28 protein-coding genes and 3 pseudogenes are annotated in these 25,572 nt (G+C 60.9%); 15 read left to right on the top strand and 16 right to left on the bottom strand.

Translation table 11 applies throughout. From position 1 onward, the window contains the following. Window positions 1-62: 62 nt before the first annotated feature. Window positions 63-545 carry a GyrI-like domain-containing protein gene (locus PF1751_RS21725; RefSeq protein ID WP_010208237.1) on the top strand — a complete coding sequence of 161 codons (483 nt, stop codon included), beginning with the start codon at window positions 63-65 and terminating at the stop codon, window positions 543-545. 301 nt (window positions 546-846) lie between these two features. On the opposite strand, the gene PF1751_RS21720 is transcribed toward PF1751_RS21725, so the two are convergent. Then, a complete protein-coding gene (locus tag PF1751_RS21720) occupies window positions 847-1,365 on the bottom strand; it encodes a GNAT family N-acetyltransferase (protein ID WP_010208238.1) in 519 nt (172 codons plus the stop codon). Window positions 1,366-1,511: 146 nt separating this feature from the next. On the opposite strand from PF1751_RS21720, the gene PF1751_RS21715 reads away from it, so the two are divergent. The 5 genes and pseudogenes from PF1751_RS21715 to PF1751_RS21695 form a co-directional block, all read left to right on the top strand. Then, the gene (locus tag PF1751_RS21715; RefSeq protein WP_021491273.1) at window positions 1,512-1,931 is read left to right on the top strand and encodes a YybH family protein; all 420 of its coding nucleotides are present in this window, start codon (window positions 1,512-1,514) and stop codon (window positions 1,929-1,931) included. 42 nt (window positions 1,932-1,973) lie between these two features. Beyond that, window positions 1,974-2,318: a YciI family protein gene (locus tag PF1751_RS21710; RefSeq protein ID WP_010208240.1), complete on the top strand. Its 345-nt coding sequence runs from the start codon at window positions 1,974-1,976 to the stop codon at window positions 2,316-2,318. A 34-nt stretch (window positions 2,319-2,352) separates the two neighbouring features. Beyond that, window positions 2,353-2,829 carry an SRPBCC family protein gene (locus PF1751_RS21705; protein WP_044287754.1) on the top strand — a complete coding sequence of 159 codons (477 nt, stop codon included), beginning with the start codon at window positions 2,353-2,355 and terminating at the stop codon, window positions 2,827-2,829. Continuing rightward, window positions 2,826-4,049 (top strand): RNA polymerase sigma factor, encoded by a 1,224-nt coding sequence (locus tag PF1751_RS21700; protein ID WP_044287753.1) that lies wholly within the window; start codon window positions 2,826-2,828, stop codon window positions 4,047-4,049. The genes PF1751_RS21705 and PF1751_RS21700 overlap by 4 nt, the downstream gene beginning before the upstream one ends. Before the next feature lie 258 nt (window positions 4,050-4,307). Beyond that, window positions 4,308-4,499: pseudogene (locus PF1751_RS21695) on the top strand (LysR family transcriptional regulator); the annotation flags it as partial. An 11-nt stretch (window positions 4,500-4,510) separates the two neighbouring features. Here the strand turns inward: PF1751_RS21695 and PF1751_RS21690 are convergent. Continuing rightward, on the bottom strand, window positions 4,511-5,365 hold the full coding sequence (locus PF1751_RS21690; protein WP_010208246.1) for a LysR family transcriptional regulator: 855 nt from the start codon (window positions 5,363-5,365) through the stop codon (window positions 4,511-4,513). Window positions 5,366-5,453: 88 nt separating this feature from the next. Here PF1751_RS21690 and PF1751_RS21685 point away from each other — a divergent pair, with 88 nt between their 5' ends. Next, the gene (locus PF1751_RS21685) at window positions 5,454-5,918 is read left to right on the top strand and encodes a multidrug/biocide efflux PACE transporter (protein WP_010208247.1); all 465 of its coding nucleotides are present in this window, start codon (window positions 5,454-5,456) and stop codon (window positions 5,916-5,918) included. Between the two features lie 81 nt (window positions 5,919-5,999). Here the strand turns inward: PF1751_RS21685 and PF1751_RS21680 are convergent, their stop codons facing one another. After that, entirely contained in the window at window positions 6,000-6,758 is a 759-nt protein-coding gene (locus tag PF1751_RS21680) for an SDR family NAD(P)-dependent oxidoreductase (protein ID WP_044287752.1), read from the bottom strand. A gap of 106 nt (window positions 6,759-6,864) precedes the next feature. Between PF1751_RS21680 and PF1751_RS21675 the strand changes: the two genes are divergently transcribed. Continuing rightward, entirely contained in the window at window positions 6,865-7,761 is an 897-nt protein-coding gene (locus tag PF1751_RS21675; RefSeq protein ID WP_044287751.1) for a LysR family transcriptional regulator, read from the top strand. On the opposite strand, the gene PF1751_RS21670 is transcribed toward PF1751_RS21675, so the two are convergent. After that, window positions 7,758-8,675, bottom strand: coding sequence for a LysR family transcriptional regulator (locus PF1751_RS21670; RefSeq protein WP_021491278.1), 918 nt, complete (start codon window positions 8,673-8,675; stop codon window positions 7,758-7,760). The genes PF1751_RS21675 and PF1751_RS21670 overlap by 4 nt on opposite strands. 103 nt (window positions 8,676-8,778) lie before the next feature. Between PF1751_RS21670 and PF1751_RS21665 the strand changes: the two genes are divergently transcribed. Genes PF1751_RS21665 through PF1751_RS21655 form a run of 3 tightly spaced genes read left to right on the top strand, consistent with a single transcriptional unit; the run spans window position 8,779 to window position 11,443 of the window. After that, window positions 8,779-9,537 (top strand): 5-oxoprolinase subunit PxpA, encoded by a 759-nt coding sequence (locus PF1751_RS21665; RefSeq protein WP_021491279.1) that lies wholly within the window; start codon window positions 8,779-8,781, stop codon window positions 9,535-9,537. 56 nt (window positions 9,538-9,593) lie between these two features. Beyond that, window positions 9,594-10,472 (top strand): 5-oxoprolinase subunit B family protein, encoded by an 879-nt coding sequence (locus PF1751_RS21660; RefSeq protein ID WP_010208253.1) that lies wholly within the window; start codon window positions 9,594-9,596, stop codon window positions 10,470-10,472. Continuing rightward, complete coding sequence (locus PF1751_RS21655) at window positions 10,469-11,443, top strand: 5-oxoprolinase subunit C family protein (protein WP_042571258.1); 975 nt, start codon at window positions 10,469-10,471, stop codon at window positions 11,441-11,443. Before PF1751_RS21660 ends, PF1751_RS21655 begins: the two co-directional genes overlap by 4 nt. A 124-nt stretch (window positions 11,444-11,567) precedes the next feature. Here the strand turns inward: PF1751_RS21655 and PF1751_RS21650 are convergent, their stop codons facing one another. From PF1751_RS21650 to PF1751_RS21640, 3 genes are all read right to left on the bottom strand, one after another. Then, the gene (locus PF1751_RS21650) at window positions 11,568-13,184 is read right to left on the bottom strand and encodes an inorganic phosphate transporter (RefSeq protein ID WP_010208258.1); all 1,617 of its coding nucleotides are present in this window, start codon (window positions 13,182-13,184) and stop codon (window positions 11,568-11,570) included. Window positions 13,185-13,286: 102 nt separating this feature from the next. After that, on the bottom strand, window positions 13,287-14,309 hold the full coding sequence (locus PF1751_RS21645) for a transporter (RefSeq protein WP_010208260.1): 1,023 nt from the start codon (window positions 14,307-14,309) through the stop codon (window positions 13,287-13,289). 389 nt (window positions 14,310-14,698) lie between these two features. Then, window positions 14,699-15,007, bottom strand: a complete 309-nt coding sequence (locus PF1751_RS21640) for a PepSY domain-containing protein (protein ID WP_010208262.1) — start codon at window positions 15,005-15,007, stop codon at window positions 14,699-14,701. A gap of 155 nt (window positions 15,008-15,162) precedes the next feature. Between PF1751_RS21640 and PF1751_RS21635 the strand changes: the two genes are divergently transcribed. After that, the gene (locus PF1751_RS21635) at window positions 15,163-16,026 is read left to right on the top strand and encodes a sterol desaturase family protein (RefSeq protein ID WP_044287749.1); all 864 of its coding nucleotides are present in this window, start codon (window positions 15,163-15,165) and stop codon (window positions 16,024-16,026) included. Here the strand turns inward: PF1751_RS21635 and PF1751_RS21630 are convergent. Both PF1751_RS21630 and PF1751_RS21625 read right to left on the bottom strand, forming a co-directional pair. Beyond that, window positions 16,018-16,671, bottom strand: coding sequence for a helix-turn-helix domain-containing protein (locus PF1751_RS21630; RefSeq protein WP_010208266.1), 654 nt, complete (start codon window positions 16,669-16,671; stop codon window positions 16,018-16,020). The genes PF1751_RS21635 and PF1751_RS21630 overlap by 9 nt on opposite strands. Beyond that, entirely contained in the window at window positions 16,672-17,799 is a 1,128-nt protein-coding gene (locus tag PF1751_RS21625; protein WP_010208267.1) for a glycerophosphodiester phosphodiesterase family protein, read from the bottom strand. 232 nt (window positions 17,800-18,031) lie between these two features. Between PF1751_RS21625 and PF1751_RS21620 the strand changes: the two genes are divergently transcribed. After that, the gene (locus tag PF1751_RS21620; protein WP_010208268.1) at window positions 18,032-18,355 is read left to right on the top strand and encodes a DUF2025 family protein; all 324 of its coding nucleotides are present in this window, start codon (window positions 18,032-18,034) and stop codon (window positions 18,353-18,355) included. On the opposite strand, the gene PF1751_RS21615 is transcribed toward PF1751_RS21620, so the two are convergent. Both PF1751_RS21615 and PF1751_RS21610 read right to left on the bottom strand, forming a co-directional pair. Then, window positions 18,352-18,675 carry an antibiotic biosynthesis monooxygenase family protein gene (locus PF1751_RS21615; RefSeq protein ID WP_044287748.1) on the bottom strand — a complete coding sequence of 108 codons (324 nt, stop codon included), beginning with the start codon at window positions 18,673-18,675 and terminating at the stop codon, window positions 18,352-18,354. The two genes, PF1751_RS21620 and PF1751_RS21615, sit on opposite strands and share 4 nt — an antisense overlap. Beyond that, window positions 18,672-19,373 (bottom strand): CTP synthase C-terminal region-related (seleno)protein, encoded by a 702-nt coding sequence (locus PF1751_RS21610; protein WP_010208271.1) that lies wholly within the window; start codon window positions 19,371-19,373, stop codon window positions 18,672-18,674. Before PF1751_RS21610 ends, PF1751_RS21615 begins: the two co-directional genes overlap by 4 nt. Before the next feature lie 80 nt (window positions 19,374-19,453). Here PF1751_RS21610 and PF1751_RS21605 point away from each other — a divergent pair, with 80 nt between their 5' ends. Continuing rightward, a complete protein-coding gene (locus tag PF1751_RS21605) occupies window positions 19,454-20,332 on the top strand; it encodes a LysR family transcriptional regulator (protein WP_044287746.1) in 879 nt (292 codons plus the stop codon). Here the strand turns inward: PF1751_RS21605 and PF1751_RS21600 are convergent. The 5 genes and pseudogenes from PF1751_RS21600 to PF1751_RS21585 form a co-directional block, all read right to left on the bottom strand. Next, complete coding sequence (locus PF1751_RS21600; protein ID WP_010208274.1) at window positions 20,329-20,847, bottom strand: DUF1003 domain-containing protein; 519 nt, start codon at window positions 20,845-20,847, stop codon at window positions 20,329-20,331. The two genes, PF1751_RS21605 and PF1751_RS21600, sit on opposite strands and share 4 nt — an antisense overlap. A 75-nt stretch (window positions 20,848-20,922) precedes the next feature. Continuing rightward, window positions 20,923-21,357: pseudogene (locus PF1751_RS29955) on the bottom strand (methyl-accepting chemotaxis protein); the annotation flags it as partial. A 117-nt stretch (window positions 21,358-21,474) separates the two neighbouring features. Beyond that, a pseudogene (locus PF1751_RS29950) lies at window positions 21,475-22,242 on the bottom strand (PAS domain-containing protein); the annotation flags it as partial. Between the two features lie 270 nt (window positions 22,243-22,512). Continuing rightward, window positions 22,513-23,562 carry a diguanylate cyclase gene (locus tag PF1751_RS21590; RefSeq protein WP_044287745.1) on the bottom strand — a complete coding sequence of 350 codons (1,050 nt, stop codon included), beginning with the start codon at window positions 23,560-23,562 and terminating at the stop codon, window positions 22,513-22,515. A 190-nt stretch (window positions 23,563-23,752) separates the two neighbouring features. Then, window positions 23,753-24,379, bottom strand: a complete 627-nt coding sequence (locus PF1751_RS21585) for a TetR/AcrR family transcriptional regulator (RefSeq protein ID WP_044287744.1) — start codon at window positions 24,377-24,379, stop codon at window positions 23,753-23,755. A gap of 123 nt (window positions 24,380-24,502) precedes the next feature. Between PF1751_RS21585 and PF1751_RS21580 the strand changes: the two genes are divergently transcribed. Then, a complete protein-coding gene (locus PF1751_RS21580; protein WP_044287743.1) occupies window positions 24,503-25,552 on the top strand; it encodes an MBL fold metallo-hydrolase in 1,050 nt (349 codons plus the stop codon). The last annotated feature ends 20 nt before the right edge of the window (window positions 25,553-25,572 follow it).

Below are 25,572 nucleotides of genomic sequence, written 5' to 3'. Positions count from 1 at the left end.
AGCGCGAATATGCCCCTATACTCGATGCGGGTTTGTTCCCTCATAAGAAGGAGACTGTTCGTATGGATCAGCAGACAAAACAACCGTTAGAGCCACGCATGGAAGCCGGTAAAGCCTTGGTGATCGCCGGGGTGCAAGGGCGTTATTCGAAGGCCACCGTGGGGGATATCCCCAAATTGTGGGAGTTGTTCGATACCTGTATCAAGGACATCAAGCAGCGTGTGGGCGGCGTGACGTATGGCGTTTGCCATAACCCCAGGCAGGGCGAATTCGACTACATGGCCGGTGTCGAAGTCCCCACCAAAGGCGATGTGCCGAGCAACTTCGAATTCATCGAAATCCCACCGCTCAACTACGCCGTGTTCCCGCACTACGGGCCGGTACAGGCGCTTGAGCAGACGTACGAGCGCATCATGTTTGAATGGCTGCCGCACTCGGGCTACAAGGTGATGGGCGCGGATTTTGAGCGCTACAGCGCGGATTTTGATGCGCGCAAGGGCACCGGGACGGTGGAGATCTGGTTGCCGGTGGGGCAGAAGGTCTGACCGGAACAGGGGCTGGTAGTCGGGCCCCTGTCAGCTCGGTGTCGAGCGCTAGACGCCCCCACGACACCAAGGGTGCCTTGGGGGCCGCAGGCCATGGCATAAAACGCAACGTTGCCCTGGGCCAGGACCACTTCGCCGTTGTTACCGACCCCCGAGTCAGGATTGCCGCTGGCGTCGAAGCCCTCTTGAGGGGGGGATTACCGAAGCTCAGATCCTTGCCGCCTACGGTCTTGGTGTGCGTGCCCGAACGCCTGGAAGGAATACTCATTGGCCTGCTCCTTGGGTTCAAGTTATGCATACGCTACATGTTGAGCGTGTCGAAGTCGGCCTGATCGAAGACCCACCTCAACCTGCGCTCATACCCAATCCGTCCCTTATATGCCTCCCCACTGTCCACCCAGCCAGCCCTCAGATACAGCCCCATTGCCGCCACATTGTCCGCGTCCACCGACAATTCCAGGCCCTTGATCTGCGGCCACGCTTGCCGTGCCGCCGCCGGAAGGGCTTGCAAACAGGCCTTGCCAAATCCGCGCCCTTGTTGATGCCGATCCACTTGCAATGCATGCAAGGTCGCGCTGTGTTCATCGGCCCAATGGGGCAGGCAGGGTGGGCGTTTGAGCAGGAGGAAGGCCACGGGCAGGTCGTCGGCGAGCAGGGCGAAGCCTTTGATGGCGCCAGGGTTGGGATTGACCAGCAGGCTGTTCAGTGCGCAGTGGATATCACCGGAATACGCCAGTTGCTCGGGATGCACGTGCAGGGTGTCGAGTTGCTGTTTCTGCACAAGGCTCAACGTCTCATAAAGGGCGAGGCGGGTTTCCATCGGGGGCGTATCCGAAATGCTACAAAGAGGCCTGGATTCTAGCGGGTTTACCGGGGCGAAAATATTTTTAAGCGGCGTGTCGATTTGCCGAAGGGCCATTCGACTAAGGGTGTCTTTCGTGATTTTCACCCCCAAGGAGTATCGCCATGAGCACTGCCATCAACACCCTGATCGAACAATGGAAACGCGCCGTCAGCGCCAAGGATGTCGAGAAAATAGTCAGCTTCTACGCCGACGATATCGTCGCGTTCGACGCCGTTAACGCCCTGCAATTCAAAGGCAAGGCCGCTTACCAGGCGCACTGGCAGGCCTGCATGGAATTCTGCCCCGGCCCGGGCGTGTTTGACTTTCATGAGCTGCATATCGTCGCCGCCGAGGACAGCGCCTTTGCCCACTGGCTCGCCCACTGCGGTGGCACTGGGCCGGATGGCGTGCTCAAGACCTGCTGGATGCGGGTCACCGCCGGTTACCAGCGTATCGACGGCCAATGGAAAGTGGTGCATGAGCACTGGTCCGCACCGTTCGACATGGAAACCGGCGCCGGTCTGTTCGACCTGAAACCTTGACCGTCGCGATCTATAGTCAGTAATCCGAAAACGGAGAACGCCATGAAATACCTGTGCCTGGTCTACAGCGAAGAAGCGTTGCTGCACAGTCTGCCCGACAGTCCCAAGGACCCGGAATGCCACGCATACGCCGAAGCCGTTCACGGCAGCGGCCGCATGCTCGCCGCCCAAGCGCTGGAGTCGGTGAGCACCGCCACCACCGTGCGGATGCGCAATGGCAAGTTATCGATCACCGACGGGCCGTTTGCCGAGACCAAGGAGCAACTCGCCGGGTTCTACCTGATTGAGGCCCGTGACTTGAATGAAGCGATCCAGGTGGCCGGCGGCATTCCGGCTGCCCGGGTCGGCAGTGTGGAAGTGCGCCCCGTGCGTGAATTGAATCTCTGAACAGAACAACCATAAGACTCAAGAGGTTTATCCCATGTCTACGCAACCAGCCGAGTTTGAATTGTCCATCAGCCGCGTGATCGATGCGCCGCGCAGCCGGGTGTTCCGCGCCTGGACCGAACCTGCCTTGCTCCAGCAATGGTGGGGCCCCCACGGCATGACCACCCCCGAGTGCGAAATGAACCTGTGGGTCGGTGGCCTGTTTCGCACCTTGATGCGGGCGCCGGACGGTGCCGAGTACCCGACGCAGGGTGTGTTTCTGGAAATCGATGCGCCCAATCGACTGGTGTTTACTGACGCCTTCATGCCCGGCTGGATCCCCTCGGGCAAGCCGTTCATGAGCGCCGAAGTCACCTTCGAAGAGGTCGACGGCAAGACGCTTTACACCGCTCGCGCCATGCACTGGAGTGCCGAAGACAAGCAGGCCCACGAAGCCATGGGCTTTCATGACGGCTGGGGTCAGAGCCTGGATCGTTTGGTCACCCTGGTGACCCAGGGCATGCCCGATTGACCCTGTCGGTCGAGGCCGTTTACCGCAGCGAATCACGCCGGGTGCTCGCGACGCTGATTCGCTTGCTGGGTGACTTCAACCTGGCCGAGGAAGCCCTGCACGAAGCGTTTTTCGTGGCGGTGCAGCGCTGGCCGCTGGACGGTGTGCCGGACAATCCACGGGCTTGGCTGGTGTCGACTGGTCGCTTCAAGGCCATCGACCGGCTGCGCCGCGAGGCGCGTTTCACTCCGTTGCTGCAGGAACAGGCCGATGCGCTGGAAGCGGCTGACTGGAGTGACCAAGACGTGGAAGACGACCGCCTGCGGTTGATCTTCACCTGCTGCCACCCGGCGTTGGCGGCGGATGCCCAGGCCGCGCTGACCTTACGTGAGATCTGTGACCTCACCACCGAAGAAATCGCCCGCGCTTTCCTGGCCACACCCGCCACCATCGCCCAGCGCATCGTGCGGGCCAAGGGCAAGATCCGCGAGGCCAAGATCCCTTACCAAGTGCCATCCCTGGACGAATTGCCCGAGCGGCTGGACAGTGTATTGCGGGTGATTTACCTGGTGTTCAACGAGGGGTATTCGGCGTTCATGGGCGCTGACCTGACCCGTGAAGCGTTGACGCGCGAAGCCATTCGTCTGGGGCGTTTGTTGCTGGAATTGCTGCCCGAGCCCGAAGTCATGGGGCTGCTCGCACTGATGCTGTTGCATGAGTCCCGACGCCCGGCGCGCACCTCGGCCAACGGGGAGTTGGTGCTGCTGGATGAACAGGACCGCTCGCTGTGGGATGCGGCCCTGATTGCCGAAGGTTGCACGTTGGTAGAGCAGGCGCTGGGCACTCGGCGCTTTGGCCCGTATGGCCTGCAAGCGGCCATCGCGGCAGTGCATGCCGAAGCGTCGCGTGCAGATGAGACGGACTGGCCGCAGATCGTCGGGCTCTACGATGTATTGCTCAGGGCGGCGCCATCACCGGTGATCGAATTGAACCGCGCCGTGGCGCTGGCTATGCGGGATGGGCCGTTGGCAGGGTTGCAGCAAGTGGAGGGGATTCTGGCGCGCGGTGAGTTGCTGGATTACCACTGGGTGCATTCGGCGCGGGGGGAGTTTTGTCGGCAATTGGGGCGAGTTAAAGAGGCGCGCGCAGCTTACGAAAAAGCCCTGTCACTGACCCAGCAAGCCCCGGAGAAACGCTTCCTCGAACAACGCCTGGCCGAGCTGCAATCGCCCCTCCGCTGACGATCCAAATGTGGGCGCTGGCTTGCCAGCGCCCACAGTGAACCGGGTTGTTTGCACTGTCTGGGTTATGGCTGCTGACGCGTCGCGGCCAACACGATCTCACGAATGCACACATGCTGCGGCTACTCAGTCATCGGATTAAGCTATGGATGTGCGTCACCTCAAGGCATTTCTCACGGTCTTTGAAGAGCGCAACACCAGCGTTTGTTCATCAGCCAGCCGACCTTGTCGGTGACCCTCAAGCAGTTGGACGACGAACTGGGCGTGGCGATGTTGCCTCAGTCGCAGGCGGTTGAGCGGGTTGGCGTGGTGATTCGGCAGTGGCACCTGCCCGCACCTACACGCCGAGTGGGATTGTGTTTTGCCGCGCAAGCCTTGGAGTTGCCCGCGTTACGCGCGCTGCACGACTATTTCCAGACCCACCGCCCGCCACAATTGTCGGCCGCATAACGCTGTTGGCGTTATTCGAGCATCTGGCTCAGCATCCAGCTTCCGGCTGGCCCCGGTGGGTGTTGCCGTGACCACAGGGCATCCACCGCCACCGAGCGTGGCCAACCGCGGACGTTGAGTTCAACCAGCTCGGCATTGCCAAAACGCTCCACCAACCAGCGCGGTAATTCCGCCCAGCCGAAGCCGAGTTGAGCCATCTCCATCAGCATCAGAAAACTCGGCGCAGACCACACACGGCCTGAGGGGCGCGTTTCGTTGGGGCTGATGATGCTTGCCAGGCGCAGTTCACGGTATTGCTGCAAGGCGTGCGGGTCGATGTTTTCTACGCGGGTCAATGGGTGGGTAGGCGCGACGAACAGCGCGATTTCCGTGCGTTCGGCGACGGGCGAGCGGGTCAGGTCGGGCGGGTAAACCTCCTGGGCTTCGATCAAGGCAATCTGTGCGCGACCGCTTTGCACCAGGGCGATCAAGTCTTCGCACTCGGCGATCAACCATTCCAGTTCAAGGTCCGGGTAGCGTTGTTCGAAGGCCTTGAGGGCGAGTTCGAAGCGTTCTGACTGATAAGTGTCTGACATGGCGATCGTCACCTTCGGCTCCAACCCTTGGGCCAACTGGCTCGCCGCCAACTCCAGGCGACTGCTGGCCTCCAGCACCTGCTCGGCGCGTTGCAGCAGGACATGCCCAGCCGGAGTCAGTGTCGGTTTGCGACTGCTGCGGTCGAACAGCACTACATCCAGGTCAATCTCCAGGCTCGCCACCGCCGCACTGACGGTGGACTGACTCTTGCCCAGCTTGCGCGCCGCGGCAGAAAACGAACCTTGGGTGGCCGCTTGGACAAATGCTTGCAGCACTTCGTGAGAGGCCATGAGTATCGCCTTGATCGATGGTTATTAGTTATGAAGTATCGATTCAAAGGGTAATGATGGCAACCATCGTTACTCACGGAGAAGGGTCATGCACCCCACCAAGTCGATTACTGAACGTGTTTGCCAAGCCCTGGGTTTTGAAGGCCTGGCGTTGTTGATCTGTACACCGCTGCTGGTCTGGATCACCGGGCGGCCGGCCTTGGAGATGGGGGCGGTGACCTTGGGCCTGAGCCTGTTGGCGCTGACCTGGAACATCATTTTCAACAGCCTGTTCGACCGCCTCAAGGTGCGCCTGCAACTCTCGGGTGGCGGTTGGACGCGGGTGTTGCATGCGCTGATGTTCGAAGGCGGACTGATTATCGTCGCGGTACCTTTGATCGCGGCGTGGCTCAACATCAGCCTGATGCAGGCGTTTATGCTCGACATCGGCGTACTGCTGTTCTTCCTGCCGTACACCTATGTGTATCACTGGGGGTATGACGTGATTCGGGAAAAAGTCATCAACAGAAACGCCAGTCTCTGTAGGAGCGAGCTTGCTCGCGAAGAGCGTTAACGATAATGCGGGTTGCCTGGATAAGCGTGGTGCTCTCAGGTTTTTCGCGAGCAAGCTTGTTCCTGCAGGTGATGTGTGAAATCAGAGAAACATGCCGCCCGAGGCCTCGATGCGCTGGCCGGTGATCCAGTTGCTGCCGTCGGCCAGCAAGGTGGAAATCGCCCCGCCGATGTCGTCCGGCAAACCGGCGCGCCCCAGCGCCGTGTTGTTGGCCACCATCGCGTTCAAGTCCGAGTTGTCGCGTACTGCGCCGCCGCCGAAATCGGTGGCAATCGCGCCGGGGGCCAGGGTGTTGACGGTGATCCCACGTGGGCCCAGCTCTTTGGCCTGGTAGCGGGACAGCACCTCCACGGCACCTTTCATCGATGCATAGGCCGCATACCCCGGTAGGCTGAACCGCGCCAGTCCGCTGGAGATATTGATGATGCGCCCGCCATCGCTGATCAGTGGCAGCAGTTTTTGCGTGAGGAAAAACGGCGCCTTGAAGTGGATCGCTACCAATTGGTCGAACTGGGCTTCGGTGGTCTCGACAAAGCTGGCGTGGGCGCCGATGCCGGCGTTGTTGATCAGAAAGTTGAAGTGCTCTTGTGCGAATACATCCTTGAGCAAGCGGCCGACTTCGCTGACAAAACCATCGAAGGTGCCGCTCTGGCTCACATCTAGTTGCAGCATCGCGGCGCGGCCACCCAAGGCCTGGACCTGCTCGACGACTGACTGGGCCTCAGCCGCTGCGCTGTGGTAGGTGCCGATGATATCGACGCCTTGTGCCGCCAGGTGCAACGCGGCGCTTTTGCCCAGGCCACGGCTGGCGCCGGTGATAAGTGCGATTTTACGGGTCATGGTGCAGTCCTCTCAGGTGATCAGTGACACTGAGTGTATTTATTCGCCCATAACGTGATAAACAGCGTTATCCCGGAATCACTGGCCGGATAAGGCGAACAATCCCATGAACAAGCTTGAGCTGCTGCGCACCTTCGTGCGCGTCACCGAACTGTCGAGTTTTACCCAGGCCGGTGAGAGCCTGGGGCTGCCGCGTTCTACGGTGTCAGAACACGTGCAGGCCCTGGAGCAATTGCTCGGCACGCGTTTGCTGCAGCGCACCACGCGCAAGGTGCAGGTTACCCAGGACGGCCGTGTGTTGTATGAGCGCAGCAAGGACTTGCTGTCGCACATGGAGGAACTGGAGGGGTTGTTTCGTCAGGATGAGGCGCAATTGACCGGACGGATTCGCGTGGACATGCCTAACGTGATGGCGCGCGGCATGATCCTGCCGCACCTGCCGCTGTTCATGGAACGCCATCCGCTGGTCCAGATGGAAATCAGCAGCTCCGACCGCCAGGTGGACCTGATCGCCGAAGGTTTCGACTGCGTCTTGCGGGTGGGCGCCCAGCCCGATCAAACCGTGGTGGCGCGCCGGGTGTGCAGTATGCCGATGGTCAACTGCGCGAGCCCGGCCTACCTGCAACGTTATGGCGTGCCCCAGACCCTGTCCGACTTGGCGGATCATCAATTGGTGCACTATGTACGGCCGTTGGGCGCCCGTTCATCCGGCTTCGAGTATCAGTCGGGCGGCAAAGTGCAGCGCGTGCCGATGGCGGGGCGTGTCACCGTCAACAGCACGGATGCTTATCAGGCGGCGTGCCTGGGCGGCTTCGGCATTACCCAAGTGCCGCTGCTGGGGATACGCGCCTTGTTGGCCAGCGGAGAGCTGGTGTCGGTGCTGCCGGACTACCCGGCGCCGCCGTTGGACGTGTCATTGCTGTACGCCGGCCAGCGTCATTTGCCGTTGCGGGTGCGGGTGTTCATGGACTGGTTGGCCGCCACCCTGCAAGCCCATCTTTAACGCCGCGCCGACAACTGTTGCGGCGCCAGGAACGCGTCGTGGAAGTAATCGCGCACCGCCTGCATCGCCGGGGTGAATGCGCGCTCGCGGTGCCAGGCGAGGCCCACGCTCATCGGCGTGACCGGATCAGTGACCGTGAGCGTTTCGATGCGCTTGCCTTCCAGGGACCAAGGCCGATGCACCAGGTCCGACAGGATCGCCACGCCGCTGCCATTGGCGACCATGCTGCGCACCGCCTCCACTGAGCTGGTGCGCAGGCGCACCTTGGGCGTCTGCCCGACGTGCTCCCAATACCGCATGGCGCTGTGTTCGGCCTCGTCGACGGTGAGCAGGATGTAGGGCTCCTGGGCCACATCCGCCAGGCTCACGGCGCCACGTTCGCACAAAGGATGATGGCTGGGCAGCCACAGGCGACGCTCCGAGTTGAACAGGATTTCTGAAACGATATCCGGGTGGGTCAGGTTGGCGGTGAGTACCACGGCCATGTCGAACAGGCCGTCGAGCAGGCCCTGTTCGATGGCCTGCCGCTCCTGTTCAAACACCTCGATGGTCACGTCCGGATGCCAGTGCTCCATGCGCTGCAGGTGATGCGGCAGGAAGTAACCGAGGACCGTGTAGCTGGCGGCCAGGCGCAGCACGCCACGGGCGCGGTAATCGGGCAGCGGGCTGTTCAGCGCGTCATCAACGCTGCGCAGGATCACGTAGGCACGGTTGAGAAAGTGCCGGCCGGCGTCGGTCAGGTTCATGCCCTGGGCCGAGCGCACGAACAGCTGCACGCCGAGCATGGCCTCCAGTTCCTTGATCGCCGTGGTCACCGCCGATTGCGAGATGTTCAGGTGAATGGCCGCCTGGGAAATCTGGCCGATTTCGGCGGTGGCGACGAAATAACGAATTTGGCGCAAGGTCAGGGACATAGCGATATCTGTTTTTCAGAAGATGGGTCATCTGATAATAGATCTTCCCAAGGGGTCAAGCGGCAGCCTACTTTTCCTCCATCACTTAGGCGGAGCGACTCTGATGCAGGCAGTGGATTTCAACTCGGACATGGGCGAGGGCTTCGGTCCCTGGACCATCGGCGACGGCGTCGACGCGGAGCTGATGGCTTATATCAGCTCGGCCAATATCGCCACCGGCTTCCACGCCGGTGACCCCGGCACCATGCGTCGCACGGTCGAGCGCGCCAAGCAACTGGGCGTGGCCATTGGGGCGCATCCGGGCTTTCGGGACCTGGTCGGCTTCGGTCGTCGCCACATTAACGCGCCAGCCCAGGAGCTGGTGGACGACATGCTCTACCAGCTCGGCGCCCTGCGTGAAATCGCCCGGGCCCAAGGTATGACTCTGCAACACATCAAGCCCCATGGCGCGCTCTACATGCACCTGGCCCGTGATGAAGAAGCCGCACGGTTGCTGGTACAGAACCTGCAAATCATCGAGCCGACCCTGCTGTTGTACTGCATGCCCAACTCGGTGATCTGGCGCGTGGCCAAGGAGCTGGGGCAGCCGGTGGTGCGGGAGTTTTACGCCGACCGTGAGTACGATCTGACCGGCTCCATCGTGTTTACCCGCAACGTGCGGGCACTGGATCCTGCGACGGTGGCGGCGCGCGTCCTACGGGCTTGTCAGACGGGGCGTGTGCGAACTGTAGAAGGCGAAGACCTGCTCATCGAATTCGATTCCATCTGCCTGCACAGCGACACCCCCGGTGCGCTGGAGTTGGTGGAAGCCACCCGCGAAGCCCTGGACCAAGCGGGCATTACCGTCAAAACACCACAATAAGAACCATCCCCCATTTTTTCGCCTGCCTTTCTACAATGATTCCAAGAGGAACAGACATGGCTGAAACATCCCCCATCCGCTACAGCTTCGGTGGCGATGAACACCTGTTTGCCGAGGTCAGCGACAGCATGTCCCTGGAGGCTTTTTTCACAGGCATGGCGGTGACCCGTGCCGTGGAGCGCCTGGCGTTGGAAGGCGTTCTGGATGTATGCCTGGCCAATGCATCGTTCCAGATCCGCTTCGACCCCGACCGCATCGCCCCCCATGTGCTGCTCGATGCGGTGCAGACCGCCGAAGCCCAGGCCGTGGCCGAGCGCACCTTGCACACGCGCATCATTGAAATCCCGGTGCTCTACAACGACCCGTGGACCCACGAAACGCTGATGCGTTTTCGCGACCGCCATCAAGACCCCAGCGGTACGGACTTGGAATACGCTGCGCGCATCAACGGGCTCGCCGATGTGGAGGCGTTTATCGCCGCCCACAGTGGCGCGCCGTGGTTTGTGTCGATGGTCGGATTCGTTGCGGGCTTGCCGTTCATGTTCCAGATGGTCGAACGAGAGCGGCAGTTGCAGGTGCCCAAGTACCTGCGCCCGCGTACCGACACGCCGAAACTCACCCTTGGCCATGGCGGCTGTTTTGGTTGTATTTACTCGGTGCGCGGTGCCGGTGGTTACCAGATGTTCGGCGTGACCCCGGCGCCGATCTACGATCCGGCGCAGCAACTGGCCTACCTCAAGGAACACATGGTGTTCTTCCGTCCTGGCGATATCGTGCAGTTCAAACCCATGGACCGTGCGGCCTACGACCTGGCCGTTGCCGACGTGGACGCAGGACGTTTCGACCTGCGCATCCGCCCGGTGGAATTTTCCCTCGATGCCTTTCTCGCCGACCCCATTGGCTATCCAAAATCCCTGCAGGAGGCGCTGGCATGATCAAGGTTCTCAAACCCGGCCTCGCCACCTCTGTGCAGGACCTTGGCCGCGAAGGTTACTACCACCTCGGCATTCCGCCGTCGGGTGCCTTGGATCAGTACGCGTTGAGTGCGGCTAACCATCTGGTGGGCAATCCGGTCGGCGCTGCAGGCTTGGAGTGCACATTGATCGGCCCCGAACTGGAATTTCAGCAAGACGCGCTGGTAGCACTCAGCGGCGCCCTGATGTCACCGCGCCTGGACGGTGAAGTGGTGCACCAGGACACCGCGTTTCAGGTGCGTGCGGGTCAGGTGTTGCGCTTTGAATTTCCCAAGGCGGGCGCGAGGACTTATCTCGCGGTGGCCGGTGGTATTGATGTGCCGGTGGTGCTCGGCAGCCGCTCGACCTATGCCCTCGGCGCACTCGGCGGGTTTCACGGACGGCGCTTGCAGGAAGGTGATGAATTGCCCATCGGTGAAGCCAGCGGCACGGGCCGGGCGGGCAACAGTCTGCCGATGGCGCTGCGCCGATCAGTGGGCGGTGACGTGACGCTGCGCGTGGTGCCCGGGCTTTATTACGAGCGCCTGACGGAGGCGGCCAAAAGCAGCTTCTTTGCCGAACCGTGGACCGTGGGTTCCGAAGCCGACCGTATCGGCTATCGCTTCAAGGGCGGCAGTGCGTTGAGCTTCCAGCCACGGGAGCAACCTTTCGGCGCGGGCTCTGACCCGTCGAATATCGTCGACAGCTGCTACCCGATTGGTTCGATCCAGGTGCCGGCGGGGCTGGAGCCGATTGTGTTGCACCGGGACGCGGTGTCGGGCGGTGGCTACGCGATGATCGGCACCGTGATCAGCGCCGACCTGGACCTGATCGGGCAGATGCAGCCGAACCAGCGGGCGGGGTTTGTGGCGGTGACGCTGGAGCAAGCATTAGAGGCGCGTCGGGTGTACAAGAAATGCGTCAAAGCGATGACTGGGCTCTTCAACAACTGAAGAAATAAAAATCCAAATGTGGGAGCGGGCTTGCTCGCGAATACGGAGTGTCAGTCACTGGAGATGTTGACTGAACCACCGTATTCGCGAGCAAGCCCGCTCCCACATTTTGTCCTGAGTTGTGTCAGAAGAGTTGGGTGAACAGCCAGTAGAGGCTGCCCGACAGCAAAATTGCCGCCGGCAATGTCAGCACCCAAGCCATCAGCAAATTACGGATAGTCCGCATCTGCAAGCCACCGCCATTCGCCACCATGGTCCCCGCGACACCGGACGACAACACATGCGTGGTCGAAACAGGCAAACCGTACATATCCGCCGCGCCGATGGTCAGCATCGCCACCATCTCGGCCGAGGCGCCTTGGGCATAAGTCAGGTGCGTTTTACCGATCTTCTCACCGACGGTCACCACGATGCGCTTCCAACCCACCATGGTGCCCAGGCCGAGGGCGATGGCCACGGCGATCTTCACCCACAGCGGAATGAAGCGCGTGGAACTGTCGATCTGTTGCTTGAACAGTTGCAGCTTGCCCTGGGTATCCGCGTCGAAATTACCGACCTTGCCTTTGTCCATCAACCGAATGGTTTCGCTGGTCAGGTACATGTCGTTACGCACGTTGCCGACGGCCTCGGCAGGCACTTTGGCCAGGGAACCGTAGCCTTTGACTTCATCACCGATCTGCCCGGCCAAGGCGGCGAGGGCCGGGATCAGTTCCGGGGTGGCTTCCTTGGTGCGCATGTAGGTCGAGAGGATCGGGCGCGGATCGCCCGTCAGTGCTTGCGGTGCGCTTTTCAGCAGCGCCACTTGGGTCACTTCGGCCACCGCCGCGAACTGCAACGACTGCTCGGCCGGCATGGTGCGGTTCAGCGCGTAGGCCATCGGCAGGGTGCCGACCAGGATCAGCATGATCAGGCCCATGCCTTTCTGCCCATCGTTGGAGCCGTGAGCAAAAGACACGCCGGTGCAAGTGGCGATCAGCATGCCTCGGATCCACCACGGCGGCGGCGTGTTGCCTTTGGGCGCCTTGTACAACGCGCGGTTCTTGACGAACGCGCGCAGGGCCAGCAACAGCATCGCCGCAAACGCGAAACCGATCAGCGGCGACAACAGCAAGGCGTAACCGATCTTGATCGCCTGGCTCCAGTCCACGCCGCTGGTGCCGTCACGCCCGTGCATCAAGGCATTCGCCACGCCGACGCCGATGATCGAGCCGATCAGCGTGTGGGATGACGACGCCGGCAAACCCAGCCACCAGGTGCCGAGATTCCACAGGATCGCGGCGATCAACAGGGCAAAGATCATCGCGAAACCGGCCGAAGAACCCACCTGCAAAATCAACTCCACCGGCAGCAACGCAATGATGCCGAACGCCACCGCACCGCTGGAGAGCAGTACGCCGAGGAAGTTGAAAAAGCCCGACCACACCACCGCAAAATGCGGCGGCAGCGAGTTAGTGTAGATCACCGTCGCCACGGCGTTGGCAGTGTCGTGGAAGCCGTTGACGAACTCGAACCCGAGGGCGATCAACAGCGCCACACCCAGCAGTAGAAAGGGTGTCCACGTCGTGAGCTGCGCGCCCATTTCATGCATGTCATGCATCAGGCTGTAGGCGGTGAACAACAGGCCCATGGCGAGCACGGCGAAAAACACGATCACCGTCACCAGGCCGGGTTTCTTGTCCAGCCTGGGTTTAGGGTCTGCAGGTGAGGCGTGGGTGGAGGCAGTCAGGGAAGGGGTGGCCATGCCGGAGCATCCAGTGTGGGAAGGATGTCGTTCATAGTCATTGCAAAATGTTACAGGGATGCTGCCATACATCAGTGTTTGGGTGATTGAGCTGGCCGCTGGTCAGTAATCCTTGCGCTTCCTGAACGCCCAGCGCCCGGCGATCAGGGTAAAGGTCGCGACCAGTGCCACCAATATCCAAAACCCCTCCGGGTCCTGGGAAAGCGGCACACCGCCCACGTTCATGCCAAAAAAACCGGCGATGATATTGATCGGCAATGCCAGCACCGTCACCACGGTGAGGGTAAACAGTGTGCGGTTGCTTTGTTCGTTGAGGTTGGCGGCGATTTCTTCCTGCAACAACTTGATGCGTTCGCCCAGGGCCATCAGGTCATTGATGATCAGCGCAAATTCCTCGGTGGACTTGCGCAATTCCTTCACGTCTTCCTTTTGCAGCCATTGCGGCGGGCGGTTGAGCAGGCGCAACAGCGAGCCCGGTTCCAGCGCCAGCAGGCGTTGCAGGCGCACCAGCACCCGGCGTGCAGCACCGAGTTCGGCGCGGTTGGTGGACAGACGTGACGACAGTAACTGGTCTTCGATATGGTCGACGCTGATGCTGGTCTTGCGCACGATCTGGGTCAGCACTTCACCCTGGTCGCGCAACAGGTGTACCAGCAAGGCCAACGGTGAGCGAAAGCCTTCGCCAGCCTTAACCGACGAGCGCAGCTTGTCCACCGAGTGCAGCGGTTGCAGGCGCGCGCTGATCAGCAAGCGACTGCGGGCGCAGACCCACAGCGTGGAGATATCCGACGACACCATGCTGCTGAAGTTGAACACCACGTCGTTGACCACCGCCAGCAAGGCCGAGTCGACGTGTTCGATGCGCGTGGAACGCGAGCCCTCATGCAGGGCTTCGAAGAATTCTTCCGGCAGGTCCAGGTTTGCCTGCATCCAGCGCTCGCACGCCGCATGGGCGAGGTTCAGGTGCAGCCACATGAATTCTTCCGGGTCGCCCGGTTGGCGCAGGGCCTGGATCGCCGTGGCCGAATCGATCTGCTCACCCTTTTCACCGGGGCGAAAACGGAAACCGTAAAGCAAGCCAAACAGGTCGGAATCCTGATGGCTGTGGTCGATGCTGTGGTTCATGGGGACTCGCAGAGAAAAGGCCTGTAGGACGTTTCACAGGTCGCGTCGCGAATCATTGCAAGGGGGTTTGACAGTTTTGTGACGGTTTGCGAATTACTTCGCTGTTGAGCGCTTGATCAGGCCGTTGGCAGGCTAGGACGCAGATCGTGCCGGAGAACTGGCCGCCGGTGCGGAACTCCGGCACCGAAATGTAGCTTTCAAATGGGTAGGGACGCTGGGAGTGGTGGTCCTGGTAAAGCGGATCTTAGTGCCCGCGCCGACGAACGTAATTAAGCGACCTTGCGCGCCGTAAGTGGAATTTCATTCGGTGAATTGAGCTTTTTTCCTACGCACGGACATAAAAAAACCGCGCGACCCGAAGGTCGCGCGGTTTTCAGTGAAGCGGTCACTCAGCTATCGATCTTGTCTTCCAGCACGGCGCCGGTCTTGGCGTCGAGCTTCACTTCAAAGCGCTTGCCGGCGGTGTCGGTCAGGTCAACTTCGTAGACCAGTACACCGCTGTTGTTGTGGTCCAGCTCGGTGTCAGTGATGGTGGCACCCGCGTGTTTGGCCACGGCGGCAGCGTTGAGTTTGTCGAAAGGCATTACGGCGCCGGACTTGAGCAGGCCTTCAATCTGGTCTGGGCGAACATCCGCCTGGGCCAGGCCGGCGGTCAGGGTCAGGGCGGTAGCGGCGAACAGGGCGGTCAAGGTTTTCATGGTGTGTATCCTTTTCGGGTGAGCTGTTTAAGTGGGATCAGGTTAACCAGCGCAACTTAACTCACCCTTAATTAATTCAAACAGTTGCGCAGTTTGTTCAATCCGCCAGGCGCGGAGGATTTCATGCTGGAGGCTCACTTGAAGGGAGACTCTGCATGAAACGGTTAGTGAGTTGGATCTACGCGCCTGCATTTCTGTTTGGCTTTATCGCTTGCGGACTCTGGCAACCGCACGCGCTGATTTTGCTGTTTGTGACAGCGGTTGCAGTGTCATTCCTGGCGGAGCAGTGGTTGCCCTATGAACCACAGTGGAATCGCAGTCTCGGTGATCGTCGGCGCGACACCGTGCACGCCTTGGTCAACGAAAGCCTGAATGCCGTGGGCTTGTTGATCCTGCCTGGGCTCACGGCGTTGTTGGCGTTTGAAGGCATTTGGCCGCGTGGCTGGCCGCTGGGGGAACAGCTGCTGATGGCTATTGTTCTGGCTGATGCCGGCATTACGTTGATGCATTACGCCAGCCATCGCATCGCACTGCTGTGGCGCCTGCATGCGGTGCATCACAGTGTGCAGCGGCTGTACGGTTTCAACGGTTTGATGAAGCACCCGTTGCATCAGATGCTCGAAGCCACTGCAGGCTTGCTGCCCTTGATCCTGTTAGGTATCCCGCTGGACGTGGCGCAATTGCTGGCGCTGGCCATTGCTCTTCAACTGCTGTTGCAGCATTCCAATGTGGACATGCGCCTAGGGCCATTGCGCTGGGTGTTCGCCTGGGCGCCGGTGCATCGGTTTCACCACATGAAATACGGCCGTGCCGGGGATGTGAATTTCGGCTTGTTTTTCAACCTCTGGGATTGGCTGTTGGGCACGGCGTATTACCGCTCGGGCTACCGCATCGGGCCGGGGGATCTTGGGATTGGCAGTCGGCCGGATTTCCCGGTGGGCTATGGGGCGCAGTTGCGTGATCCTTTCAAGACGGTTGGCTTGAGCAAAGAGCCGTCACTGCCGGATGGTTTAGGTTAACAACTCAACCTTCAGCTGGCGCAAGGACGCCGCCGCCGTGACGCCAAACAACTGCTTCATGGTCCGTGAAAAATGCGCTGAGTCGGCAAACCCCGCACCGTGAGCCGCTTCGGTCAGCGTGCCACCGGCAAGCGCCAAGTGCAGGGCGATGCGCAATCGTCGCCACAGCACCAGGCGACGCACAGGCAAACCGAGTTGGTGGGCGAACAGTCGTTCCAGTTGACTCAATGACAGGTGCGCGGCCTGGGCCAGGGCCTGGGCCGAGACTTTGCCGGCGAGGTGTTGATCCAGTGCGGCGAGGGCGCGCTCCAGACGTGGATCATCCAGGCTGCGCCGAGGCAGTCGACGCATTGCCTCCAGGGAGAGGTCCTGGTGCAGCAAAGGGGCAATATCAAACACGGCAGGTTCGGCGTACAGCACCGAGACCTCACCTTGAGTCTCAAGAATGGCGTGAGTCTGTCGCGATGGGATAAACAGGCGGTGGGCCGTGGTGACCTGGCCGTCGAGGCTGACCGTGATCGGTGAGCCTGTGGAGAACATCAATTGGTGGGCGTAGTGCGCATGGGGCGCGGTGCGCCCCAGCTCGCCGCGGATCAGGCCGTAGTCACGGCCCAACCACAGGCGGCCTGACCATTCGGCCTTCACTCAGTACTTATAGTCGTTCAGCAGATCCTGCACGCTGGACGACGGCCAGCGCTTGTAGAACTTCAGCAGTTCGGCGGCGCGGTTGGTGAAGATGCCATCGACGCCAGCCTTCATCACTTTTTCGAAGTCCACCGGCTCATCCACGGTGTAGACGTGTACCAGCAGGCCTTTGTCGTGGGTCAGCTTGTTCATTTCCGGTTTGACCAGGTCCGAATAGCTCTGGTCGCCGTGATTGGTCAGCTCAGCCGATGGGCCGGTGCCGATGGCGCCGAGGCTCTTGGCTTCGTCGACCCACTTTTCGAACTCGGCAGCGTCTTTCGGCTCTTGCTTGGCGTAATAGGCGGCCTTGGTGGTTTCGCCGGATTCAGCGAACGTCTGCTTGTTCTTCGGCTCGATACTGCCTTCGCCCACCCACAGCAGCAGGATTTTCGGGGTGTTCGGCATTTCTTTCTGCAGCTCTTTCAGGCTGGCCACTTCGAAGGTTTGCAGCACCACGCGACCCTTGCCCTGGCCGACGCCAACGTTGCTCTTGCCCAGCTTGGAACCGGCGGAGCTCAGCCAGCCTTTGTCGAGCAGCTTGTTCTTCAGGTCGGCTTCGATGCCGGGGAATTGCTTGGGCTCTTTGGTTTCGATGTACAGGCCGGGTTTGTGCTGAGGATTGCCTTCAGCGATCTTGATGATGTCGTCCAGGCTCTGGATTTTCAGGCCGACGAAACCTGGGCGCGCGCGGTCCGGGTAGGCGGCGTTGAACCAACTGCCGGCGTCGAGGGTTTGCAGTTCTTTCCAGGTGAACTCGTTGGCCGGGGCGTCCTTGCGATCAGGGAACTTGGTGGCCACGTCGGTGGTGCGCTGCAGATTATTGTCGTGCAGGGCGAACAGTACGCCGTCCTTGCTGCGCTGAAGGTCCATTTCCAGGTAGTCGGCACCCAGGTCGCGGGCGATCTTGTAGGCGGCAGCGGTGGATTCCGGTGCATCGAAGGAAGCGCCACGGTGGGCGATCACGGCAGGGTAGGGGATGCCTTCGTTGGTCGCCAATTCGGCCGGGCTGATAGGGGCTTGCGCATGTGCCTGGCCAAGGCCGAGCATCAGGGCGAGCAGCAGGGCGCTCTTGGTAGACGTGACAGGCATAGGCGAAGTCCTTTCGTAGAGGTAGCTTTGAGAAGGCCTCCTTTTTAACAATTGATTGCGAAAGGCGCTATCACCAAACCGACATTAACGTGTGCAGCCCTCAATTTTCTCGGTTTTTTTCTCGGGCATTGCCGTATTCTTGGCCGAAGCTGCCCCGTTAGAGGGCGGCGCTTTTCGCCACGCGTGTAAACCATCTTTCCAGTCCCTGTGGGACTTTTCAGTGAGGTTTACCATGCGCATCACCTCCGAGCTTATCTGCCAGGCCGCCGACCAACTCCACGGTTTTGTTGGCCTCAACCGCAAGACAGGCCATTACATCGTGCGATTCAGCGAAGACGCCTTCGGCATGGACGTGGCCGATGACGGCATCATTCCCACCGCCGAATTCGTCTGGCTGCCGGCCCCGGAGCAGACCATGACCCTGTCCCGCGAACGTATCCAGTTGCTGCTGGACCAAAACATCGACGACCGCATCAACATCACTGAGCCGTTGCGGGTGTATATGCGTCGGGTGGAGATTCCGCAGATCAGTGCGTTGCGCAGTCTTGTGAGCTAGCCCGCCTTGAAACGGTAGTCCCGTTCGACTTTGCATACCCGCGTCTGGAAGGCTGAGTACCAGGCGGCGCGCCCTTGTTCGCGCACCGCCCGGTGCTCGGCCTGCTGCTTCCAGGCCAGGATGGCCGCTTCACTCTCCCAGTACGACACGGCGATGCCCAGAGCGTCCTCCCGTGCGGACTCCACGCCGAGAAACCCCGGTTGTTCGCGTGCCAGTTCCAGCATGCGGCTGGCCGCCTGGCCGTAGCCTTGATCGCCTTCGGTGCGCTGTGAGCTGAATATCACCGCGTAGTAGGGCGGGTTGGGTGTGGGGGCGATCATGCGGACTCCGCCTGGCAAGCCTTGAGCAGGGCAATCGCCAAGGGCGGGGTGATACCTTTCAGCGCGACGCGCTCGGGCTGGAACAGGGTGGCGACGAAGAACGGGTGGTCGAGCAATTCCACCGCCCGTAGATCGCCCGCCGAGTCATGGCCGCTGGGGATCAGGTCGCCGTTGAGCAAGGCATCGAGAAACGCGGGGTTCACGCCATAACGGCAGCGATAACCTTCCTGCACATCAAGGGTGCCGTAGGCCTCGGCGATCCGGGTGTAGGGCGCCAGGCGCACGGTGTCGGTGGCTTCCACCAGCGCGCAGCTCAGTGGCGCGATCACAGCGCGCGTGGACTGCGGGGCGAGCTCGCCATGCTCGGCATCCTTCCAACCCAGAACGTTGCGCGCGTATTCAAGCACCGCATGTTGAAAACCGCCGCAAGTGCCCAGGAACGGTCGGCGTTGCTCGCGGGCAAACTGGATCGCGCGCATTGCGCCCTCGGTGTCACGGTAAGGGCTGGCGGGGACGCACCAGAAACCGTCGAAGCCGTGCAGTGACGGGGGCAGGTTATCGGTGTCGAGCCACTGTACGTGAATGCTCAGGCCCAGCGTCTCGGCGGCCTGTTGCAGCGCCACGGGGATGGCTTGGTGAGCGATGACATCGGGGTTGTAGTCGCCGATCAGGGCGAGGTGCAAAGGCGTGCTTTTCATCGTGTACGTCCTAGGGCTTGTGGTGTCCTGGGACGCACTATAGATTGGCGTTCACGCAATCAATATTGGCGTATCAACACATGCTCAATGCAGCGACGCACTATTCAATCGAATACCCAGACTTATCGTTGATCCTCGCCCTGGTGCGCGGCGGCACGCTCGCACGGGCGGCGGCGCTGTTGCGCGTGGACGTGTCCACGGTGTTCCGCGCGGTGCGGCGCCTGGAGGCGGCGCTGGGCCAGACGTTGTTTGAAAAAAGCCGCGCCGGCTACCTGCCCACCAGTCTGGCGAGCAACCTGGCGCAGCAGGCAGAACGCGCCGAACAAGCGCTGGAGGCCGCGCGCATCGGTGTGGAGCAAGGCGGTGAGGTGATCAGCGGCACGGTGCGCCTGACCTGCACCGACTCGGTGCTGCAAGGCTTGCTGTTGCCGGCCCTGGCGCAGTTCATGCCAGAGTACCCGGCGCTGACCTTGGAGTTGAGCACGTCGAATGATTTTGCCAACCTCAGCCGCCGCGACGCCGATATCGCCCTGCGCCTGACCCGCACGCCGCCGGAGCATCTGGTGGGGCGGCGCCTGGGCAATGTGGCTTATCAGGTGTGTGCCCGTCCGGAGTTCGCCCAACAGCACATGGGTCATGAATTGGCTGACCTGCCTTGGATCGCCCCGGATGACTTCCTGCCCGACCACCCCACGGTCGTCTGGCGCCGCGAGCACTTGCCTGGCGTGCGCCCCAGCTATCGCTGCAACAGCATGTTATCGGTCACCGAGTTGGTGCGTGCGGGTTTGGGGGTGGCGGCGTTGCCCGACTTTTTAATGGGTGAAGGCCTGCAGCCGTTGGGCCCTGCATTGGCGGGGCATGACACAGCGCTGTGGTTGCTCACGCGTCCCGATTGTCGGGCGCTGCGCTCAGTGGTCACGCTGTTTGATGAGTTGGGCCGACACGTGCGGTTGCCTTAGGTTTTTCGCACAAAGTGCTCATGCATTTCGCTCGTCAGGCTTTCGATTCGTTCTGTCAGTTGCTTGGTCATCTCCGTGAGGCGAGTATTTTGCTCCAGCAGCTCCAGTAACTGTTTGCTGGTCTGAGCCGCCTGGGCCTGGCGCTCAGTGTTAGCGCTGGCCAGGGCTTCGCGGTGTTGGGCGTCGGCCTCTGACTGCGCCTTGTCGCGAGCGGCCTGGCGCGTCTGGGCCAGCAGGATCAGCGGCGCGGCATAGGCCGCTTGCAGGCTGAAGGCCAGGTTGAGCAGGATGAACGGGTACACATCGAAGTGCGTGATGCCGGTCGTGTTCAGCACCACCCACACCACCACGATTGCGGTTTGTGCGCCGAGGAAGGTAGGCGTGCCGAAGAACCGGGCGAAAGCTTCAGCCTTGAGGGCAAAAGTGTCATTGCCGAAGGTCGGCGCCAAGTGGGCGTGGCGACGGTGGAAGCGCAGGTGGTCGACGGAAGCGGTTTCGGTCTTTTCTGGGGTCATGGCGGGCTCGGACGTTTGCTTGAAAACAAGCAAGCACTATAGACCGAGCGCTCACCCCCCCGTATGAAGATCGGCTCAGTTGCCACCGCGCTCATTGGCGAATGCACTCACCGCCTGCACCGCGTCGCTGGTGCCTTCGCGGATTTGCAGGATCACCGTGCCGGCGCGGTTGGCCAGGTCGACCCCTTGCGCGGCGCGGTCGCGGGTGCCGTCCATGCTGTGGATGGCTTGGCGGGTTTCGTCCTGGATCATCGCGATCATGCTGGAGATTTCCGCCGTGGAGCCGCTGGTGCGTGCAGCCAATTGCCGCACTTCATCAGCCACCACCGCAAACCCGCGACCTTGCTCGCCTGCACGCGCCGCCTCGATGGCGGCGTTGAGGGCCAGCAGGTTGGTCTGGTCAGCGATGCCGCGAATGGTGTTGACGATGGCGGTGATCTGCTGCGAGCGCTCGCCCAGCTTGGCGATCAGTTGTGAGGAACCGTCGATATCCGCTGCAATATCGCGCATGCCGCTGGCGGTTTGCTGGATCACTTCGGCACCTTTTTCGGCGATGTCCCGGGTGTTCAGGGAGATGTGATACGCCTGGGCGGCACTGGCGGCGTCGGCGGTATGTTGCTGCACCATGGCGGTCACGTCCGAGGCGAACTTCACCACTTTGCACAGGCGCCCGCCAGCGTCGTACACCGGGTTGTAGTTGGCTTCGAGCCACACGGCCTGGCCGTTCTTATCCACCCGTTCGAACTGGCCGCTGAACATTTCGCCCTGGTTCAGGCGTCGCCAGAAATCCTCGTAGGCCGGGCTGTTGGCCAACGCTTTGGTGCAGAACAGGCGGTGGTGCTGGCCCTGGACCTGCGCGAGGGTGTAACCCATGCGCTGCAGGAAGTTTGCATTGGCCGTGATGATGGTGCCGTCGAGGTTGAACTCGATCACCGCCATGGCCCGGCTGATGGCGGCCAGTTTGGCATTGGCTTCACTTTCTGCCTGCAGGCGTGGGGTGACATCCATGGCGTACTTCACCACTTTGATGACATGGCCCGCGTCATCGCGCACCGGGTTGTAGCTGGCTTCCAGCCACACCGACTGGCCATCGCCGGCCACCCGTTCAAAGGTGCCGGACTGGTACTGGCCATTGCGCAGGTTCGACCACAACTGGTTGTACTCGGCGCTGCGGGCGAACGCGGGAGTGCAGAACATTCGATGGGACTGGCCCTCGATCTGCTCGGCGCGGTAACCCATGGCCTGGAGGAAGTTGGCATTGGCCCGCAGCACGTTGCCGTGCAGGTCGAATTCGATCACCGCCATGGAGCGCTCGATGGCGTCCAACAGACTGGCGTGTTGGGCAAGGGTGTGTTGCAGGGAATCTATGGTTTTCTTGTGGGCGTTGAATAGCATGTTCGGGTGCTCGGACAAGCAGGCTGCTGGGAGTTTCCATGGGTGTGCGCCTGCCCCCGTAAGGCATGCGCCGTACGGTTGACTTGCTCATTGTCGGCTTCCTTGTGCCGACAGAGGGGTGGGACAACGGGTTCAGAGTGATCAGCCTGACAAGAAGTTCGCCGCAATGGCAGGACCTTTTTTGGGTACCCGACAAGTGGTGGCCTTTTGCTTTGATCCAGCGCGCAGGAAGGAAACTCAGATGAGGTGTGGTAGGACCGGTTCCGGCGACTAAGCGACCCTCTCGTCGCTCATGTTGACCCGGTTACGCCCGGTGTCTTTTGCGGCATACAGCGCTCGGTCCGCCGCATTCAGCCACATGGCGGCGTCGGTAAAGACGGGTTGGAAATCGGCCAGGCCGATGCTCAGGCTCACGCGCAATTCAGGGATCTGTGGGTTGCGGTAATTGCTGAAGGTCTCGCGCATGCGCTCCATGACCTGGGCGGCCTGTTCCATGGGCATTTGCGGAAGAATCACACAGAATTCATCGCCGCCATACCGCCCTGCAAGGTCGTTTTCCCTCAGGTTGCGCCGCAGCTCCAGGCTCAGTTGCCGCAGGACCGCGTCACCGACGATATGGCCGTGGGTGTCATTGATCTGCTTGAAGTGGTCGATATCGATCAGGGCGATGGTGGCGTGGCTTTGCTGTTGCTGACATTTGTGGAATTTGAGGTGCAGCAGGTCTTTCCAAGAGCCGTGATTGAGCAGGCCGGTGAGGCTGTCGGTACGGCTTAGGGCACTGAGCGCGCGTTTGTGTTCCGACAACTTAATCGCCAACTGATAGCAAACCATGCCGATGGCCATGGGGTAGAGCGTTAGCATCGGCAGGCAGGTGTAGACCTGGGTGAGGCTGACGTTGGGGTTGAATTTAATGCCGAAAAGCGCACCTGCGACCCCGATACCGGCCACTTGCGCCAGCAGCCCACGCAGGAATAGCCGCTTGCCGCCCGCCGCCACGTTGTTCATGGTCATCATGGAAAGGATGGTGACGGTTGTCAGTGGTGTGAATTGCGTGGCCGCGGCCCAGAACCCGCCGAACAATGAGTCGTACAACAGGTTGCGTTGCTCGGCCTGGTAGGGAAATTGCGAGCGCGCTGAGAGTTGGTAGGCCACATGCGCCCAGGCGAAACCGTTGAACAGCAGAAATGCCCAGACCCAGCCCGGCATTGCGAGCGGATAAAGCGCGCCTGTGACACTGATGCAGCCGATGCCCAAGCCGATAATCCTTGGCTTGTAGATACGTCTGGCAAATGAAAGCCCTTTGCCTCGTCTGTTTTCCATAAATTCCTGAGGCTGTTCTTTATTAGCAGGTGCGGCAAGGCGCGTCAGCGGGTCGAACCGTTGATCGGATAATAGCTGTGAATATTGTCAGTTATTCGCGTGGGAATAATCAGTGTCCTTCCAAGCCATTTGTTCAGGACAGCGCGTGAATATGCCAAAAAGATCAGGAATGTCGTTCACACCACAGGTTTTATGGCTGACGGGAAGGGGTGACTTCGTAGCCGGCCAGGAACAGGTCGATGGCGGACTCGATAACATTGGCCTGAGTGGCGGCGTCCAGAACCGGTTGGCCGAGCGTAATTTGCGGCCAGAAGGCGAACGCCTTGAGCAGGCTCTGAATCTGGTGCGCGGCAAATGCCGGGTCGTTGCAATTGAGCCGGCCATCTTCCTGGGCGGCGCGGACCCATTGGGTAAAACCCTCTTCGCGCTTGCTCAGACGGGTGACCATGTCCTGCGCACGCTCCGGCGAATGGATGGTGGCGGCGATGGCGACCCTGGCAAGGTCGAGGAAATTGGCGTCCGCCATCATCTTCATCTTCGCTTCCAGCAAACCGCGCAGTTGTTCGCGCAGTGGGCGGTCGCTGGCGTAGCTGACGTCGAGCTGCGCAACGCTGCTTGCCCAGAGTTGATGGAGAATTTCGGCAAACAACTCCTCCTTGCTGGGGAAGTGGTTGTACACCGTGCGTTTGGAAACGCCGGCGGTGGCGGCAATCTTGTCCATGCTGGTGACCTCGAAACCGTTTTCGCGAAACTCAGCGATGGCCGCGGCCACGATGGCTTCGCGTTTACGGTCGGTGAGGCGTTGAGGGGCAGTCATGGAGGGCGCTCGGTTCGTCAAGGAAAGTTACACTCAGTAGTTTACTTGCTGTGTATTTTGTTGCAATCTTAAAACTACACTGTGCAGTGTAATTAAAGATCGGTCTGTAGGAGTCACCTGTAAATGGCCACGATTTCGTCCCGTGTCGATTCTTCGCCGGCAGCGCCCAAGCAAGACCAGGGGCACTTCAGCAACGAGGCGCCCGTACAGCAGGGGGGCTTCGGCAAAACCCTGCGTATTTTCTGGAATATGTTGTTCAACAAGCCGCGTAGCACGCGGCCGGTGGGGCAGATCCCGGTGCAGCCGCTGACGCGCGAGCAGCTGTTGGCGGCGCCGGATCACAGTGTGTTCCGCCTTGGGCATTCCACGGTCTTGCTGAAAATGCGCGGCAAATTCTGGGTGACCGACCCGGTGTTCGCCGAGCGTGCGTCGCCGTTCAGTTGGGCCGGCCCCAAGCGTTTCCACCCGCCGCCCATCAGTCTTGATGAGCTGCCGCCGCTAGAGGCAGTGATTCTTTCCCACAACCACTACGACCATCTTGACCGCAAGGCTGTCGTCCAATTGGCCGATAAGACCCGCTATTTTCTCGCGCCGCTGGGCGTCGGGGACATTCTGGTGAAATGGGGCGTGGACGCCAGCAAAGTGCGCCAGCTGGATTGGTGGCAGGGCACTGAGGTGGAGGGCATTCGGTTTGTTGCCACGCCTGCGCAGCATTTTTCCGGGCGGGGCCTGTTGGATGCCAACCAGACCTTGTGGTGTTCCTGGGTGATGATCGATGGTGCGCGACGGATTTTTTTCAGCGGCGATACCGGTTACTTCGACGGCTTTAAACGCATCGGCGAACAGTACGGTCCGTTTGACCTGACGCTGATGGAAACAGGCGCTTACAACGTCGATTGGCCCCACGTGCACATGCAACCTGAGCAAACCCTGCAAGCGCATATCGATCTCAAAGGCCGCTGGTTGCTGCCGATTCATAACGGCACCTTCGACCTGGCGTTCCATGTCTGGCACGAACCGTTCGACCGCATCATGGCCCTGGCCTGGGAGCGCAACGTGTGTATCACCACACCGCAGATGGGGCAGGCGTTCAGCTTGAACCAGCCTGAGCGAGGGTGTGCGTGGTGGCTAGAGGTTGAAGCCCAAGGTGCGCAGGAACAGCTAGCCGGCTGACGGAACAGCCGCCGGAAAAA

It is taken from the genome of Pseudomonas simiae (genome assembly GCF_000934565.1).
Classification (GTDB): domain Bacteria; phylum Pseudomonadota; class Gammaproteobacteria; order Pseudomonadales; family Pseudomonadaceae; genus Aquipseudomonas; species Aquipseudomonas simiae.
The sequence above is the reverse complement of the archived record's forward strand: the minus strand, read 5'-3'. Positions and strand labels throughout refer to the sequence as shown.

Bases quoted from the DNA above. Each gene is read 5' to 3' on its own strand.
- PF1751_RS21610 (WP_010208271.1), bottom strand. From the start codon at position 19,373: ATGAAAAGCACGCCTTTGCACCTCGCCCTGATCGGCGACTACAACCCC.
- PF1751_RS21650 (WP_010208258.1), bottom strand. From the start codon at position 13,184: ATGGCCACCCCTTCCCTGACTGCCTCCACCCACGCCTCACCTGCAGAC.
- PF1751_RS21600 (WP_010208274.1), bottom strand. From the start codon at position 20,847: ATGACCCCAGAAAAGACCGAAACCGCTTCCGTCGACCACCTGCGCTTC.
- PF1751_RS21710 (WP_010208240.1), top strand. From the start codon at position 1,974: ATGAAATACCTGTGCCTGGTCTACAGCGAAGAAGCGTTGCTGCACAGT.
- PF1751_RS21660 (WP_010208253.1), top strand. From the start codon at position 9,594: ATGGCTGAAACATCCCCCATCCGCTACAGCTTCGGTGGCGATGAACAC.
- PF1751_RS21675 (WP_044287751.1), top strand. From the start codon at position 6,865: ATGAACAAGCTTGAGCTGCTGCGCACCTTCGTGCGCGTCACCGAACTG.
- PF1751_RS21615 (WP_044287748.1), bottom strand. From the start codon at position 18,675: ATGATCGCCCCCACACCCAACCCGCCCTACTACGCGGTGATATTCAGC.
- PF1751_RS21655 (WP_042571258.1), top strand. From the start codon at position 10,469: ATGATCAAGGTTCTCAAACCCGGCCTCGCCACCTCTGTGCAGGACCTT.
- PF1751_RS21635 (WP_044287749.1), top strand. From the start codon at position 15,163: ATGAAACGGTTAGTGAGTTGGATCTACGCGCCTGCATTTCTGTTTGGC.
- PF1751_RS21580 (WP_044287743.1), top strand. From the start codon at position 24,503: ATGGCCACGATTTCGTCCCGTGTCGATTCTTCGCCGGCAGCGCCCAAG.
- PF1751_RS21665 (WP_021491279.1), top strand. From the start codon at position 8,779: ATGCAGGCAGTGGATTTCAACTCGGACATGGGCGAGGGCTTCGGTCCC.
- PF1751_RS21685 (WP_010208247.1), top strand. From the start codon at position 5,454: ATGCACCCCACCAAGTCGATTACTGAACGTGTTTGCCAAGCCCTGGGT.
- PF1751_RS21640 (WP_010208262.1), bottom strand. From the start codon at position 15,007: ATGAAAACCTTGACCGCCCTGTTCGCCGCTACCGCCCTGACCCTGACC.
- PF1751_RS21605 (WP_044287746.1), top strand. From the start codon at position 19,454: ATGCTCAATGCAGCGACGCACTATTCAATCGAATACCCAGACTTATCG.
- PF1751_RS21645 (WP_010208260.1), bottom strand. From the start codon at position 14,309: ATGAACCACAGCATCGACCACAGCCATCAGGATTCCGACCTGTTTGGC.
- PF1751_RS21715 (WP_021491273.1), top strand. From the start codon at position 1,512: ATGAGCACTGCCATCAACACCCTGATCGAACAATGGAAACGCGCCGTC.
- PF1751_RS21725 (WP_010208237.1), top strand. From the start codon at position 63: ATGGATCAGCAGACAAAACAACCGTTAGAGCCACGCATGGAAGCCGGT.
- PF1751_RS21625 (WP_010208267.1), bottom strand. From the start codon at position 17,799: ATGCCTGTCACGTCTACCAAGAGCGCCCTGCTGCTCGCCCTGATGCTC.
- PF1751_RS21670 (WP_021491278.1), bottom strand. From the start codon at position 8,675: ATGTCCCTGACCTTGCGCCAAATTCGTTATTTCGTCGCCACCGCCGAA.
- PF1751_RS21680 (WP_044287752.1), bottom strand. From the start codon at position 6,758: ATGACCCGTAAAATCGCACTTATCACCGGCGCCAGCCGTGGCCTGGGC.
- PF1751_RS21690 (WP_010208246.1), bottom strand. From the start codon at position 5,365: ATGGCCTCTCACGAAGTGCTGCAAGCATTTGTCCAAGCGGCCACCCAA.
- PF1751_RS21585 (WP_044287744.1), bottom strand. From the start codon at position 24,379: ATGACTGCCCCTCAACGCCTCACCGACCGTAAACGCGAAGCCATCGTG.
- PF1751_RS21720 (WP_010208238.1), bottom strand. From the start codon at position 1,365: ATGGAAACCCGCCTCGCCCTTTATGAGACGTTGAGCCTTGTGCAGAAA.
- PF1751_RS21620 (WP_010208268.1), top strand. From the start codon at position 18,032: ATGCGCATCACCTCCGAGCTTATCTGCCAGGCCGCCGACCAACTCCAC.
- PF1751_RS21590 (WP_044287745.1), bottom strand. From the start codon at position 23,562: ATGGAAAACAGACGAGGCAAAGGGCTTTCATTTGCCAGACGTATCTAC.
- PF1751_RS21705 (WP_044287754.1), top strand. From the start codon at position 2,353: ATGTCTACGCAACCAGCCGAGTTTGAATTGTCCATCAGCCGCGTGATC.